The organism is Rhizobium sp. BK112, from assembly GCF_014193215.1.
GTDB classification, from domain to species: Bacteria; Pseudomonadota; Alphaproteobacteria; order Rhizobiales; family Rhizobiaceae; genus Rhizobium; species Rhizobium anhuiense.
Map to the genome: position 1 here is coordinate 373,584 of NZ_JACHYZ010000003.1, position 13,869 is coordinate 387,452.

Sequence of the window (13,869 nt, forward strand, 5' to 3'; positions counted from 1 at the left end):
AAAAGCTGTCTTTACAGCCGTAACAATAAGCGATTGAATAAATTTCTCAAATAGCAAAAGAGGAATTCCATGCCGCGTCCGAATATCCTCATCCTGATGGTGGACCAGCTGAACGGGACCTTCTTTCCGGATGGCCCCGCGGATTTCCTTCATGCGCCGCATCTGAGATCATTGGCAGAGCGCTCCGTGCGTTTCACCAACACCTATACGGCAAGCCCGCTCTGCGCGCCGGCGCGAGCCTCCTTCATGTCCGGACAATTGCCGAGCCGGACGCGCGTCTATGACAATGCGGCGGAATTCGCCTCCGACATCCCGACTTACGCGCATCATCTGCGCGCTGCCGGATACCAGACGGCGCTATCAGGCAAGATGCATTTCGTCGGCCCCGACCAACTGCATGGCTTCGAGGAGCGCCTGACGACGGACATCTACCCGGCCGATTTCGGCTGGACACCCGACTATAGCAAGCCCGGCGAACGCATAGACTGGTGGTATCATAATCTCGGTTCGGTGACCGGCGCCGGTGTTGCCGAAATCACCAACCAGATGGAGTATGACGACGAGGTCGCCTACCATGCCGCCCGCAAGCTGTTCGATCTCTCGCGTGGCCACGACGGACGCCCCTGGTGCCTGACCGTCAGCTTCACCCATCCGCACGACCCGTACGTCGCGCGCCGCAAATTCTGGGACCTTTATAAGGATTGCCCGGCCCTTGATCCGGCAGTTGCGCCGATTGCCTTCGAGCGGCAAGACCCGCATTCGCAGCGCCTGATGAAAGCCTGTGACCACGATGCCTTCGACATCAGCGATGAGCAAATCAGGCGGGCAAGGCGGGGCTACTTCGCCAATATCTCCTATGTCGATGACAAGATCGGCGAGATTCTCGGCGTCCTGGAACGGACCCGCATGGCGGAAAATGCGATCATTCTCTTCGCCTCGGACCATGGCGACATGCTCGGGGATCGCGGCCTCTGGTTCAAGATGAACTTCTTCGAAGGATCGGCCCGCGTTCCGCTGATGATCGCAGCCCCCGGCTGGAAGCCCAAACGCATCGATCAGCCCGTCTCCACGCTCGACGTGACGCCGACGCTCGCCGGTCTCGCTGGGATCGATATCGCTTCGTTGAAACCATGGACCGAGGGCGAGGATCTGGCATTGCTTGCCGAAGGCACCGGCAATCGCAGCCCGGTGCCGATGGAATATGCCGCGGAGGGTTCCGAAGCACCGCTCGTCTGCATTCGGGACGGACGGTACAAGCTCTCGCTCTGCGAGAAGGACCCGCCGATGCTGTTTGACCTCGAGGCCGATCCCCAAGAACTCGACAATCTGGCGGCCGACCCGGCGCACGCCGACATCTTGGCAAGGCTTGCCGAACAGGCCGGGCGCCGCTGGAATCTTGCCGCTTTCGACGCAGCCGTGCGCGAAAGCCAGGCGCGCCGCTGGGTGGTCTATGCAGCGCTGCGCAACGGCGCCTATTATCCATGGGACTACCAGCCGCTGCAGAAAGCCTCGGAGCGCTATATGCGCAACCACATGGATCTCAACGTGCTGGAGGAAAACCAGAGGTTCCCGCGCCAGGAATGAGCGAAACGCCTCTGATTAAGCCGTCCTGCGCGCCGGCACCTCGCGCAGGAAATCCTCGATGAACGCCTTTTGCAACAGAATGCCGTCCCATTCATCGGGGAAGAAGGGCGAGTCGTAGATCAGCGTGAAGGGACCGTCGTAGCCGGCCCGCTCGCACATCTCCAGGCACTTGCGATAATCGTCGGCATCGAGGCCGGTGACGCCATAATCGGCCTTGGCGTGGCAAATTTCCGCCCGGCCCATGATGTCGGCCAGGCCTTCATATTTCGCCGGCGCCGCCCAGTTGCCGAGGTCGCCGTTGAGGCCGACCTTGCCGTCCAGCCGGTCCAGCAGCCAGTTCATCTCGATGGGCGACGGCAGCAGGTCGAACCAATTCTCGACGACGACGCGCACGCCGCTGCCTTCTGCCTTTCCGCCCAGCCAGTTCAGATGACGGGCGGCGCGGGCAAGGTTTTCCTCCGTCGGTTTCTGCTTGCCGGCGATGACGCGCATCCTTTGCGCTCCAAGGGCAGCGGCGATATCGATCCACTCCGCCATCCATTTGACGTCGCGTTCGGCCGTCTCGGGATGGCTCGGATCGCCGTCCTCGACAAGCAGCGTCTGGAACAACACGTTCGAGGCCGCCATCGCATCACGCAACTCGCTTATATAGGCAGCATCGAGGCTCGGCAGATGGAAGGAGCAGATCTCCAGCCGGTTGATGCCGCGCGCCGAGAGTGCCGCCGGCACGTCGATCAGCGCTGCGGCGCCGGGGCCATAGGGTTCCTTCGGCGCGGCACTTTTATCAGGATCGGGGCTATAGGCATGCACGGCGCCGAGCAGCCGATGCAGCGACCATGTCGAAACCGCGAAACGTCCGTTTTGCAAAACCTGCACGTGTCTTCCTCCAGGATCTCCCCCTGCCATCAATGGCAATAAAAGCCCGGCGGTTCAATTGCAATTCAGGCGAAATCGCCGCGGATGACCGCCTCGGCGGCAAGGGCAAACCCCAGCAGCGCCTCATCGCGATGGCGGGTCGCCGACAGCAGCAGGCCGACCGGCATACCGGCCTCTCCCGTGCCGCAGGGAACGGAAACGCCGCACCAGTCGAGGAAATTGCCGAGTGCGGTGTTGCGCAGCGTCTTGTTGTTCGTTGCGAAGAACAGCTCGTCATCCTGCTCCAGCGGTCCGATCGGCGGCGCGACATGGGCAACGGTGGGAAAGGCAATCAGCCGGTCGCCGACAAGCCGCTCGACATCGGCGATCAGGCGGCTGCGCGCCTCGAGAATTCGGAGGTAATCGGGCAGCGTCGTCTTGCTTCCGAGCCGCGTGCGCATGACGACACGGTGATCCATTCTGTCCGCATCCGGTCCGTCCAAGCGTTCGCGGTGAAGTGCAAAAGCCTCCGCCGTCACCAGCGGACCGTATCTCGTCATCAGATCGAAGATCTCGTTGAAGGCGGGGATGACAGTGCGGGCGACATGGGCGCCGGCCTTTTGGAGACGTTCCAGAGCCGCCTCGAACGCAGCGACGACGCCGGGTTCGGCTCCGTCGAAGACGACATTCTCAGGCACGATCAGTTCCAGCTCCTGCAAGGGGCGTTCAATGACCGCCGGCGCCGTCAATCCACGCATCGCCGCATCGATCCAGACCGCATCCCTGACGCTGCGGCAGAGCGGCCCCAGCGAATCCAGGCTCTTTGCCAGCGGATAGACGCCTGCCATCGCATGGCGGCCGCGTGTCGCCTTGTAGCCGACGATACCGTTGAAGGCGGCGGGGATGCGCACCGAGCCGCCGGTATCGGTGCCCATGGCGACCGGCACCAACCCGGCCGCGACGGCGACGCCGGCGCCGGAGGAGGAGCCGCCGGGAATGCGCGGGAGATCGGTGCCACGCGGATTAACCGGCGTGCCGTAATGCGGATTGATTCCGAGGCCGGAAAAGGCAAATTCGCTCATATTGGTGCGCCCAACGGCGACCATGCCCGCGTGCCTGAGCAAACCGACGACGGCCGCATCGCGCTTGGCGGGCGCGTCCGCCGCCAGGACGACGGAACCGGCTGTCGTCGGCACGCCCTCCATGTCGAAAAGATCTTTCCAGGCGATCGGAATTCCGTCCAACAATCCCAGCGAGCGCCCTTCCCGCAGACGGTTCGAGGCGGCGCGCGCCTCCTCCATCGCCCGGCTTTCGGTAAGCGCGGTGAAGACAGCCTTGTCGGCATAATGCGCGATGGAATCGAAGACCGTCTCGGCCACTTCAAGCGGATCGGCCGCACCGCCTTGAATGAGGAGAGAAAGCTGGGCGACCGACATCGCGCCGAAGGATTTGCTCATGAGACGATCCAGAAAAAAGATGACCCTCTGAACTACCCCGGATCATTCCGACGGGCCAGAGCTTCACGATATTTTGCGTTTATTAGTGCGATTTTTTGAACACTGAGTTTGCATATCGCCCCTTCAATTGCCACGATCGAAGACACACATGCTGCACGCATGCGAAGCCGCTTCGGCATGAGGGCGAGAGCTTACTCTTGAGAGGCCGGCTGCGCATGTGTTGCAGGAGTAATTAAAATGACAGATTGTGAAACTTTGAGCCGTCGCCAGGATATGGTGACCCTCCATGCGAAAGAGGATGAAACCACCGGCTTGGGCGAGCGCGACTATGTAGACCATGTCAGCGCCCAGAAACTTTCGCCCTTCGAGCGCATCGTCGTGGTCGGAGCCTTGGTTCTCTTGAGCTTTGCGGGCTTCGCCGCATATTCTTCCGGTGGTACGGACCCGATGACGACATCAGCCATTGCCGCCACATCAGATGATAACACGCCGCATCATCCGGCTTACGGCCATTGCCGTGACAGCAGCCCCTACGCTGAAAGGGTCTGCTAACAGGAAAGCTAGCTCGCCGGGCATGGAGACCTTGGCCCAGGCTGCGTTGACAGCAGGAAAAGGGACCATGGCCGGTGACATCGACTACGACTTCGACCGCTTCATCGATGCCCAGAACGGCGTCTATGAACAGGCGCTGTCGGAACTGAAGGCCGGGCGCAAGACCTCCCATTGGATGTGGTTTATTTTTCCGCAGATCGCCGGTCTCGGCACCTCTGCAATGGCCGAAAAATATGCGATCCGTTCGGCTGAGGAAGCCACCGCCTATCTCGCCGATCCCATTCTCTCAAGCCGGCTGTTGCGCTGTGTCGAGGCGATCTTGTCGGTTGACGGCCGATCAGCGCATGAAATCCTGGGCTCGCCGGACGACCTCAAGCTCCGCTCCTCGATGACCTTGTTTGCCGCCATCAGCGACCATGGGTCGCCCTTCCACCGGGTGATCGAGCATTTCTATCAGGGAAAATTCGACGAGCGGACGACGGAGATCCTTGGCGCGGATTAGCCGCCCGGCCTGCTCTCCAGCGTCGCAATTTCCTCGGAGATCTCGCTCAACCGCTGACGCAGATCGCTGTCAGTGCCATCATCGACTTCTTCCTCGCCGAAACAATAGCGCGCATCATGAAGCTCCAGCTTGGCTTCGAGCTCGGCGCGTTTGGCATATAGGCGCTTGAGATAGACGTAGTTCATCTCCCTGCCTCCACATTGCCCTCCGGTGATGGAAAAACGACACGGAAGCGGTAAGGTTCCCCGACTGCATGGTTCAAAATGCTACGCGTGTCCTTCGCGCGTCTGAAAAGACGCGCGGCGCTTTAGAGTGGCGGTCAGGCGAAAGAGGCAATCGCTGCGTTGCAGGCCTTGGCGAAATGACCGCAGCAGTTGGCAGTGCCCATGGCTTGGCGCGTGACGCGCGCACCCTCGAGCAGCAGTGTCAACGTATCGGCAAGAAGCTCGGGTTCGCGCGCACCGGCCGCCGAACAGAGCGCGGCCAGGCGATCACGCTGTTCGGCCTTGTGCCGCTCGATCATCTCGTGGGCGGGATGGCCCTCGCCCTTCAGCTCGATGGCAGCATTGGCGAGATCGCAGCCGGCAGGCTCGCCGTTCAGACATTGCGCCCGCGTCTCCACCCAGGCGTAGAGCTGGGCGCGCGGATTGCCGGGATAGGCCGCTTCCAGATCGTGCCAGATGGCGCCGGCCTTTTCGGAGGCGCGGCGCAGCGTTTCGCAGACGAGCTCGTCCTTTGAGCCGAAATGCCGGTAGAGCGTCATCTTGTTGGTGAGCGCCGCGTCGGCGATGGCATCGACGCCGATCCCGCGAATGCCGCGCTCGCGGAAAAGCTCCGAGGCGGTCGAGACGATACGCTCCCGCGGCGGGATGCGATCTTCTGAAACGACTACAGAGATTTCATTCGAAGTTTCTGATTTTTTTGCGGACGTAGTCCTTGACATCAATGTGACCGATCGGTAACAAATGCATTGTTACTTACCGGTAACACCACGAACTGCGAAAGTCAATGCCGAGGGTATGGCAGCGGCAAGTGGAACACGGGCGACCGCCCACGAAAGGAGGACAACCATGAGAAAGACCAGAGACGACCTGACGATATCCGAAGCTCTTCGCGACCCCCTGATCGCCATGGTGTTGCGCGCCGACGGCGTGAAGCTTGAAGACTTCAAGCAGCTCCTGGAGACGGCCGCCGGCAAACGCGAACCGCGGCCGACTTCGGTGGGCAACGTGATCGGAGCGCTTGCAAGCCGCGCCAATCTGCCGGCAATGCCCTGCTTCGGCTGAACACGCCGCCTGAAAATTTCGGGGGATCTCTCCCTGCCCCCGTCAAGGGCTGCCGTCAGAAAGAGGCGGCGGCCCTTGCCGCTTGATCGTAATGGCCCGACAGCGCCCGGAGCGTGGCGGCCACCGCCGATGTCGCTGCGGCATCGAGGCCGAGCCCCTTGACCGATTCCACCAGCAGCGCCTCCCGCACCGCCCGGTATTTCAGGCAGGTTTCAACGCCCTTTCCGGTAGCGGCAACCAGCTTCTCCTTGCCCGCCCGGGTGCTTGTCACCAGGCCGCGCTTTTCCAGCTTCTTGATTGCATAAATCACCAGATGCGTATCCTCGACACCGAGCACGCTGCAGAGATCGCCGAGCCGCTTCGGCCGTTGCCGGTGAGCCACCGAATGCAGCACCAGCACGTCGATCGCGGCGCATCCGGGCTCGCCCGCGGCCGTCATGCAGCGTACCATCCAGCGGTCGAAGGCGTTGCCGGCGAGGATAAGGCCGAACTCGAGCTCCGAAAGGGCCGGAAGCGCGCCATCGGCGAGATGGGCTGAGGAGACGATCGGTCCGATTTCCTGTCGTCCGTGTCCATCCGACATGCGCATCCCTCCATGATCCAAGAGGGAAAACGTTGACATTTTATCGATAAATCGTCAATAAAATTTCAGTTTAACAGGAGACCGGACGATGGGCAGGCAATGGGATTTCTGGGTCGATCGCGGCGGCACGTTCACCGATATCGTCGCACGCGGTCCGGACGGTTCGCTCATCGCCCATAAGCTGCTCTCAGAAAATCCGGAAGCCTATCGCGACCCGGCCGTGCACGGCATCCGTGAATTGCTTGGCCTTGAGCCGGGCGAACCGATCCCTTCCGACCTCATCGGCGCGGTGAAGATGGGAACGACGGTCGCCACCAATGCCCTCCTGGAACGCAAGGGCGATCCAACCCTCTTGGTGACGACGAAGGGGTTCCGCGATGCGCTGGAGATCGGCTACCAGGCCCGCGCCGATATCTTCGCCAAGAAGATCGTCAAGCCGGAACTGCTTTATGCCGATGTCATCGAGGCCGACGAGCGGGTGTTGGCGGACGGCACAGTGGAACGTGCCCTTAACGAGCATGACCTGCGACAAGCGCTTGAAGCCGCCTATGCCAGCGGCCTGCGCGCCGTCGCCATCGTCTTCATGCATGCCTACCGCTATCCCGAGCATGAGCAGCAGGCCGCCGCCATCGCCAGCGCAATCGGTTTCACGCAGATCTCGCCCTCGCATGTCGTTTCACCGCTGATCAAGCTCGTCGGGCGCGGCGACACCGCCGTCGTCGATGCCTATCTGTCTCCGGTTCTCCGGCGTTATGTTGATCAGGTTGCCGCCGAGCTCGGTACCGGCGACGCAGAAGGCCCGAAGCTGATGTTCATGCAGTCTTCCGGCGGGCTGACCGACGCGCACCTCTTCCAGGGCAAGGATGCGATCCTGTCCGGCCCCGCCGGCGGCGTGGTCGGCGCGGTCGAGGTCTCGCGCATCGCCGGCTTTGACCGAATGATCGGCTTCGACATGGGCGGCACTTCGACTGATGTCTCGCATTACGACGGCGAACTGGAACGCGCTTTCGAGACTGAGGTCGCCGGTGTGCGCATGCGCGCGCCGATGATGAAAATCCACACCGTTGCTGCCGGCGGCGGCTCGATCCTGAGTTATGACGGTTCGCGCTTCCGCGTCGGTCCCGATTCAGCCGGGGCGACGCCCGGTCCGAAATCCTACCGCCGCGGCGGTCCGCTTGCCGTCACCGACGCCAACATCATGACCGGCAAGCTGCTGCCGGATTTCTTCCCTGAAATCTTCGGGCCGGGGCAGGACCAGCCGCTCGATGCCGAGGCGGTGCGCAGCGCCTTTGCCGAGATGGCGCAGACGATCGCCAGCGGGCGGACGGCGGAAGACGTCGCCGACGGTTTTCTCGCCATCGCCGTCGAGAACATGGCCAATGCCATCAAGAAAATCTCCGTGCAGCGCGGCTATGACGTTTCGGACTATGCGCTCACCTGCTTCGGCGGCGCCGGCGGCCAGCATGCCTGCCTCGTGGCCGACAGCCTCGGCATGAAGACCGTGCTGATCCACCCCTTCTCCGGCATCCTTTCGGCCTATGGCATGGGTCTTGCCGATATCCGCGCCACGCGCCAGCGCGCCGTCCTGACCGAACTCGACACGGCCTTGACGACGATCGGCGCCGTCAGGGCCGAGCTGGAAGAGGAGGTGCGTGGGGAAATGACGCTGCAAGGCGTCGAGGCGGCCGATCTGGAGATCGTCACCCGACTGCACCTGCAATATAAGGGCACCGACACGGCCCTGCCCGTTGCTTTCGGGCAGCAGGAGGAGATGGCGCAAGCCTTTGCCGTCGCCCACAAGAAGCAGTTCGGCTTCATCTTCGACGACCGGCCTGTTGTCGTCGATTCCATCGAAGTCGAGGGCATCGGCGGCGGCGCCGACATTCAGGAGGCGGACATTCAGGCGGACGCCTCGGCGCCGGAAGCGCTGCGCACCACCCGCTTCTATTCCGGCGGAACATGGCACGAGGCCGGCATCTTCAAGCGCGAGGCGCTAAAGCCGGGCGCCGTCCTCAAAGGCCCCGCGCTGATCATCGAACCGCATCAGACGATCGTCGTCGAGGCGGGCTGGCAGGCAAGGCTCACCGGCCGCAACCATATCGTCCTCATCCGCGAAGTCCCGCTGTCGCGCAATGCGGCGATCGGCACCAGCGCCGACCCCGTCATGCTCGAAGTCTTCAACAACCTGTTCATGGCGATCGCCGAGCAGATGGGCGTGACGCTGCAGAACACCGCCCATTCTGTCAATATCAAGGAGCGGCTCGATTTCTCCTGCGCCGTCTTCGACCGCACCGGCGCGCTCGTCGCCAACGCGCCGCACATGCCGGTGCATCTAGGCTCCATGGACCGTTCGGTCGAAACGATCATCCGCCTCAACCAAGGCAACATCCGCCCGGGCGACGTCTTCGCGCTCAACGCACCGTATAATGGCGGCACGCATCTGCCCGACATCACCGTCGTCACGCCTGTTTTCGACGATGCCGGAGAGGTCATCCTCTTCTATGTCGCCTCGCGCGGCCATCATGCCGATATCGGCGGCAAGGCGCCGGGCTCGATGACCCCGCGGGCGACGAAGGTCGATGAGGAAGGCGTGCTGATCGACAATTTCCTGCTGGTCGATAAGGGGCGTTTTCGTGAGGCCGACTTCGCGGCGATGTTGACGGACCACCCCTACCCCGCCCGCAATCCTGCCCAGAATGTCGCCGACGTGAAGGCGCAGATCGCCGCCAACGAAAAGGGCGTGCACGAATTGCGCAAGATGGTCGCCCATTTCGGGCTCGACGTCGTCGAAGCCTATATGGGCCATGTCCAGGACAATGCCGAAGAAAGCGTGCGCCGGGTCATCGCCCGGCTGAGCGACAGCGAATTCACCTACCCCACCGATCAGGGCGCCGTCATCAAGGTGAAGATCACCGTCGACAGGAAGGCGCGCGAGGCAACGGTCGACTTCACCGGCACGAGCGCACAGCAGCCGACCAATTTCAATGCGCCGGAACCGGTGACACGCGCCGCCGTGCTCTATGTCTTCCGTGTCATGGTCGAGCAGCCGATCCCGATGAATGCCGGTTGCCTGCGGCCGATCCGCATCATCGTGCCCGACGGCTCGATGCTGCGCCCGGCCTATCCGGCCGCGGTCGTCGCCGGCAATGTCGAAACCAGCCAGCATGTGACCAATGCGCTGTTCGGAGCGCTCGGAACACTGGCGGCAGCCCAGGGCTCGATGAACAACCTGACTTTCGGCAACGCCACCTATCAATATTACGAGACGATCTGCGCCGGCGGCCCCGCCGGCGTGCTCAATGACGGCACCGGCTTCAGCGGCGCCGATGGCGTGCACAGCCACATGACCAATTCGCGGCTGACCGATCCCGAGGTGCTGGAATTCCGTTTTCCCGTCGTGCTGGAAGATTTCCACATCCGCCGCGGTTCCGGTGGCAAGGGGCAATATAGTTCCGGCGGCGGTACCGAGCGCACCATCCGCTTCCTGGAGACGATGGATTGCAGCATCCTCTCCTCGCACCGTACGATCCGGCCTTTCGGCCTGTTCGGCGGGGAAGACGGGCAGTTGGGGAAAACCGAGATCCGCCGCGGCGACGGCCAAGTCGAAAAGCTGGAAGGCTGCGATCAGGCGATACTCGCAGCCGGTGACGCCGTAATCATCACGACGCCGACCGGCGGTGGCTACGGCAAGCCGGTTTAGCTCCTATCTAGGAACCGCTGAACACTTCCAGGCGACATGCATTAGAGAATGGGCTTGCCGCCGGTGACCGCGATTGTCGCGCCGGAGACATAGCTCGACAAGGGATCGGCCAGCATCACATAGGCTGTGGCAAGCTCGGCCGGCTGGCCCGGCCTCTTCATCGGCACCTGCTTGCCGAAATTGCTGACGCTTTCTTCCGGCAGCGTCGAAGGGATGAGCGGCGTCCAGATCGGGCCCGGCGCCACCGCATTGGCGCGAATGCCTTTCTCGGCCAGAAGCTGGGCAAGGCCGGCAGTGAAATTCTGGATCGCGCCCTTGGTCGTCGCATAGGCAAGTAGCGTCGGGTTCGGATTGTCCGAATTGATCGAGGCCGTGTTGATGATGGCGCTGCCGGGCTTCATATGGGCGACGGCTGCCTTGGTCAGGTAGAACATCGCATGGATATTGACCTTGAAGGTCAGTTCCCACTCCTCGTCGCTGATCTCGTCGATACTCTTGAAGCTCGCCTGATGCGCGGCGTTGTTGACGAGAATGTCGATACCGCCCAGTTCCTTGACCGCCGTCTCGACGATCTGCCTGCAGTGGGCGGGATCCTGGATGTCGCCGCTGACGAGCACAGCCTTGCGCCCGGCCTGCTCGACGAGCCGTTTCGTCTCGTCGGCATCCTCATCCTCGTCGAGATAGGAGATCAGCAGATCGACGCCTTCACGGGCATAGGCAATCGCCACGGCCCGACCGATGCCGCTATCGCCGCCGGTGATGATCGCCCGCTTGCCCTTGAGCCGTTCGGATCCGCGATAGCTTTTTTCGCCATGGTCGGGAATCGGTTCCATCTGCGCGGTAAAACCCGGCATCGGCTGTTTCTGGGATGGGAAGGGTGGTGTTGGATAATTCGTCATCATGACCTCCTGGGTTGAGGGGCAAACTCAGGCTGCGGCTGGTTGTTCCAACGTCAGTCCACCGCCATCACATCCGCCCAGACGATCAACCTACAAGATGTTGCGATTTGCCACGGCGACAGCTATGCCATAGTAATGTAACATAATCGCAGTTTTCATGAGGTGCGTGGAATTGGACGGAAAGACATCACCCGCAGTTTATTCCGAAGATGAGAGCGTTGCCGGCGAGGCCGGTGGCAAGGGTGCTCGCCGCGCGCGTGTTAGCGGTATCGACCGTGCGCTGCAGGTGATCGATCATCTCTATGAGACCGGATCGCCCGCCGGCGTCTACGCTATCGCCAAGGCGGTCAAGGCGCCGCTGTCGACCGTTTACGTCATCGTCGACGATCTCGTCGAGAAGAACATGCTGACGCGCCAGGCCGACGGCTCGATCTGGCTCGGCGCCCGGCTCTATCACTACGGCCTTGCCTATGCGCGGTCGCTGGATTTCATGAGCATCGCCACCCACGAGATGCACGATCTCTGCCGCCAGGCCAGCGAAACCGTGCAGGTCTGCGGCCGCGACGGCGATTATATGCTGGTGCTGGCCATGGCCGACGGCCCGAGCCACTTCCAGGTGGCCTCCCGCGTCGGCACCCGGGTGCCGCTGAACTGGACGGCGTCCGGTCGCCTGCTCGTCGGCCACCTGCCCGAAGACGAGCGCATCGAATTGTTCAAGCGCTGCGCCCGCTCTTCCCCGACCGGCCGCGCCGAGATCGATCCGAGCACACTGTCGGAAGCCGCCGCCAAGGCCTTCGAGTCGCGCCTGTCGATCCAGGCGGGGGAATCGGATTATGCGGTTGCCTGCATCGCCTCGCCGATCTGCGACCGCGACGGCCAGTGCGTCGCCACCATTTCCATCGTGCTGCCGGAACAGAAGGCCTTTTCCGACGAGAACCACTACACCGCGCATGTGCGCAGTTCGGCGGAACGGATCGAAAAGCTGATGGGCTGGCGCAACCGCTGAGCGTCGCCCTCTTCAGCCAATCCTACCTGTAGGAATAGCCGTGGCTGTGGCGCACCAGCTTGCGTGCCCGCGGCACATAGCGGCTGGCGGCGAAGGCATCGGCGCCGATCACCGCGTAGCGCGGCTCGAACAATTTGTTGAGAACCGAGACGTCGCCATTGGAATCCGTCGCCTCGAGGTCGGAATCGACCAGGTCGAAAATCGTGAATTCGGCTTGAGAGCCGACCGAAAGCCGGTTCTCCATCGACAGCTTGATGACGGATGCCGGCGCATGGGTGACGGCTTCCACCACCTTGTCGAAAGGCATGCCGACGCTCAGCAGCTTCGACATCGTCGTCGCCAGGTCCCAGACCGGGAAGTTCATCGAATGGCCATGCAGGTCGGTCGAGATCGAGAACGGCAGCAGCCCGCGCGCAATCGCCGCTTCGGCGACCTTGAAGGAGAAGGAGGCGCCGCCATGGCCGATGTCGAGACGGATGCCCTCGGAGGCGCAGCGCTCGGCAAGGCTGAAGAGGTCCTCGTCCTCCATGATGCTCGAACCGGCCTTACCGTTGAAGCAATGGGTGACGACGTCGCCGGGGCCGAGGATCTCGAGCACTTCGTCGTAGAGTGCCGGCGGCTCGCCGACATGCACCATCATCGGCACTTTCAGGATTTTAGCGATCTTCTTGCCAAGCTTGACCGGCGTGACGCCCCAGGAGCCGGTGATGACATGGCTGGCGCGCACCTTGATGCCGACGATATACTCGCTGTTTTCGGCATAGACTTCGAGGATGCGGTCGAGATCGATATCTCTTATATCCCTGAGTTCGGCGACGCGATTGCAGGCGACGAGGCCGATCGAGCCCAGATTCAGGAAGGCCTTGATGCGCTCGCGCGAGGGCTCGATGATATATTCGCGGAAGCCATGGAAATTCGCCTCACCGGCCGAACCGGCATCGACCAGCGTGGTGACACCGCGCTCGACACCGCACTCGGAGGGACGGATAGAAATGTCGGTGCCGCCGTGCCAGATATGCACATGCAGGTCGACCCAGCCGGGTGAGATGAAGGCGCCCTTGCCGTCGATGCGCGCTACATCCTGCGAGACCGCAAGCGACGGAGCAATCTCGGCGATCCTGCCGTCGGCATTGACGAGAATGTCGATCACCCCCTCGGACGTGCCCGCAGCGAAAGCCATCGGTTTGACATTGGTGAGGAGGAGCGGCTTCTTCGCCTGATCGCCGGACATGATATGCATTCCTTTCGAAGTCTCGGACCGAGATCACTCTCGGTCATCTCTTGTCATCATGGAAAAGGTGGGGGAAGCTGGAGATGATGCCGCAGCGCATATCCATCACAATTCCATAATTATGCTATATAAATCTTTATAATAGAATAAGGCCGGACACACCGCTGTCAAGGAAAATGACACGGCCCCCGCCACTGAGGAAACGCCAGCGGCA

13 protein-coding genes are annotated in these 13,869 nt (G+C 62.2%); 6 read left to right on the forward strand and 7 right to left on the reverse strand.

Annotation, left to right across the window (positions count from 1 at the left end; all coding sequences use genetic code 11):
- The first annotated feature begins 69 nt into the window (after nucleotides 1-69).
- Nucleotides 70-1,584 (forward strand): choline-sulfatase, encoded by a 1,515-nt coding sequence (gene betC, locus FHT75_RS11205; protein ID WP_097630750.1) that lies wholly within the window; start codon nucleotides 70-72, stop codon nucleotides 1,582-1,584.
- Nucleotides 1,585-1,599: 15 nt separating this feature from the next.
- On the opposite strand, the gene FHT75_RS11210 is transcribed toward betC, so the two are convergent.
- On the reverse strand, nucleotides 1,600-2,460 hold the full coding sequence (locus tag FHT75_RS11210) for a sugar phosphate isomerase/epimerase family protein (protein ID WP_097622738.1): 861 nt from the start codon (nucleotides 2,458-2,460) through the stop codon (nucleotides 1,600-1,602).
- A gap of 65 nt (nucleotides 2,461-2,525) precedes the next feature.
- Nucleotides 2,526-3,896, reverse strand: a complete 1,371-nt coding sequence (locus tag FHT75_RS11215; RefSeq protein ID WP_097630751.1) for an amidase — start codon at nucleotides 3,894-3,896, stop codon at nucleotides 2,526-2,528.
- Nucleotides 3,897-4,169: 273 nt separating this feature from the next.
- Between FHT75_RS11215 and FHT75_RS11220 the strand changes: the two genes are divergently transcribed.
- Together FHT75_RS11220 and FHT75_RS11225 are read left to right on the forward strand one after the other, a co-directional pair.
- Nucleotides 4,170-4,448 (forward strand): hypothetical protein, encoded by a 279-nt coding sequence (locus FHT75_RS11220; RefSeq protein ID WP_052213315.1) that lies wholly within the window; start codon nucleotides 4,170-4,172, stop codon nucleotides 4,446-4,448.
- A 67-nt stretch (nucleotides 4,449-4,515) separates the two neighbouring features.
- Entirely contained in the window at nucleotides 4,516-4,950 is a 435-nt protein-coding gene (locus tag FHT75_RS11225) for a DUF1810 domain-containing protein (protein WP_097630752.1), read from the forward strand.
- Here the strand turns inward: FHT75_RS11225 and FHT75_RS11230 are convergent.
- Nucleotides 4,947-5,135 (reverse strand): hypothetical protein, encoded by a 189-nt coding sequence (locus FHT75_RS11230; protein ID WP_047612978.1) that lies wholly within the window; start codon nucleotides 5,133-5,135, stop codon nucleotides 4,947-4,949. The genes FHT75_RS11225 and FHT75_RS11230 overlap by 4 nt on opposite strands.
- Before the next feature lie 134 nt (nucleotides 5,136-5,269).
- A complete protein-coding gene (locus FHT75_RS11235; RefSeq protein WP_097630753.1) occupies nucleotides 5,270-5,893 on the reverse strand; it encodes a TetR/AcrR family transcriptional regulator in 624 nt (207 codons plus the stop codon).
- A gap of 127 nt (nucleotides 5,894-6,020) precedes the next feature.
- Here FHT75_RS11235 and FHT75_RS11240 point away from each other — a divergent pair, with 127 nt between their 5' ends.
- Nucleotides 6,021-6,236, forward strand: coding sequence for a hypothetical protein (locus tag FHT75_RS11240; RefSeq protein ID WP_047612976.1), 216 nt, complete (start codon nucleotides 6,021-6,023; stop codon nucleotides 6,234-6,236).
- A 55-nt stretch (nucleotides 6,237-6,291) separates the two neighbouring features.
- Here the strand turns inward: FHT75_RS11240 and FHT75_RS11245 are convergent, their stop codons facing one another.
- Nucleotides 6,292-6,819: a winged helix DNA-binding protein gene (locus FHT75_RS11245; RefSeq protein WP_063476037.1), complete on the reverse strand. Its 528-nt coding sequence runs from the start codon at nucleotides 6,817-6,819 to the stop codon at nucleotides 6,292-6,294.
- An 88-nt stretch (nucleotides 6,820-6,907) separates the two neighbouring features.
- Between FHT75_RS11245 and FHT75_RS11250 the strand changes: the two genes are divergently transcribed.
- Nucleotides 6,908-10,519, forward strand: a complete 3,612-nt coding sequence (locus tag FHT75_RS11250) for a hydantoinase B/oxoprolinase family protein (RefSeq protein WP_097630754.1) — start codon at nucleotides 6,908-6,910, stop codon at nucleotides 10,517-10,519.
- Between the two features lie 41 nt (nucleotides 10,520-10,560).
- Here the strand turns inward: FHT75_RS11250 and FHT75_RS11255 are convergent, their stop codons facing one another.
- On the reverse strand, nucleotides 10,561-11,418 hold the full coding sequence (locus FHT75_RS11255; protein WP_063476261.1) for an SDR family oxidoreductase: 858 nt from the start codon (nucleotides 11,416-11,418) through the stop codon (nucleotides 10,561-10,563).
- A gap of 157 nt (nucleotides 11,419-11,575) precedes the next feature.
- On the opposite strand from FHT75_RS11255, the gene FHT75_RS11260 reads away from it, so the two are divergent.
- Nucleotides 11,576-12,424: an IclR family transcriptional regulator gene (locus tag FHT75_RS11260; protein ID WP_097630755.1), complete on the forward strand. Its 849-nt coding sequence runs from the start codon at nucleotides 11,576-11,578 to the stop codon at nucleotides 12,422-12,424.
- Nucleotides 12,425-12,446: 22 nt separating this feature from the next.
- On the opposite strand, the gene FHT75_RS11265 is transcribed toward FHT75_RS11260, so the two are convergent.
- Nucleotides 12,447-13,655, reverse strand: coding sequence for an amidohydrolase/deacetylase family metallohydrolase (locus FHT75_RS11265; RefSeq protein WP_097630789.1), 1,209 nt, complete (start codon nucleotides 13,653-13,655; stop codon nucleotides 12,447-12,449).
- Nucleotides 13,656-13,869: the final 214 nt, after the last annotated feature.

Bases quoted from the DNA above. Each gene is read 5' to 3' on its own strand.
- betC (WP_097630750.1), top strand. From the start codon at position 70: ATGCCGCGTCCGAATATCCTCATCCTGATGGTGGACCAGCTGAACGGG.
- FHT75_RS11215 (WP_097630751.1), bottom strand. From the start codon at position 3,896: ATGAGCAAATCCTTCGGCGCGATGTCGGTCGCCCAGCTTTCTCTCCTC.
- FHT75_RS11220 (WP_052213315.1), top strand. From the start codon at position 4,170: ATGGTGACCCTCCATGCGAAAGAGGATGAAACCACCGGCTTGGGCGAG.
- FHT75_RS11225 (WP_097630752.1), top strand. From the start codon at position 4,516: ATGGCCGGTGACATCGACTACGACTTCGACCGCTTCATCGATGCCCAG.
- FHT75_RS11230 (WP_047612978.1), bottom strand. From the start codon at position 5,135: ATGAACTACGTCTATCTCAAGCGCCTATATGCCAAACGCGCCGAGCTC.
- FHT75_RS11235 (WP_097630753.1), bottom strand. From the start codon at position 5,893: ATGTCAAGGACTACGTCCGCAAAAAAATCAGAAACTTCGAATGAAATC.
- FHT75_RS11240 (WP_047612976.1), top strand. From the start codon at position 6,021: ATGAGAAAGACCAGAGACGACCTGACGATATCCGAAGCTCTTCGCGAC.
- FHT75_RS11245 (WP_063476037.1), bottom strand. From the start codon at position 6,819: ATGTCGGATGGACACGGACGACAGGAAATCGGACCGATCGTCTCCTCA.
- FHT75_RS11250 (WP_097630754.1), top strand. From the start codon at position 6,908: ATGGGCAGGCAATGGGATTTCTGGGTCGATCGCGGCGGCACGTTCACC.
- FHT75_RS11255 (WP_063476261.1), bottom strand. From the start codon at position 11,418: ATGACGAATTATCCAACACCACCCTTCCCATCCCAGAAACAGCCGATG.
- FHT75_RS11260 (WP_097630755.1), top strand. From the start codon at position 11,576: ATGAGGTGCGTGGAATTGGACGGAAAGACATCACCCGCAGTTTATTCC.
- FHT75_RS11265 (WP_097630789.1), bottom strand. From the start codon at position 13,655: ATGTCCGGCGATCAGGCGAAGAAGCCGCTCCTCCTCACCAATGTCAAA.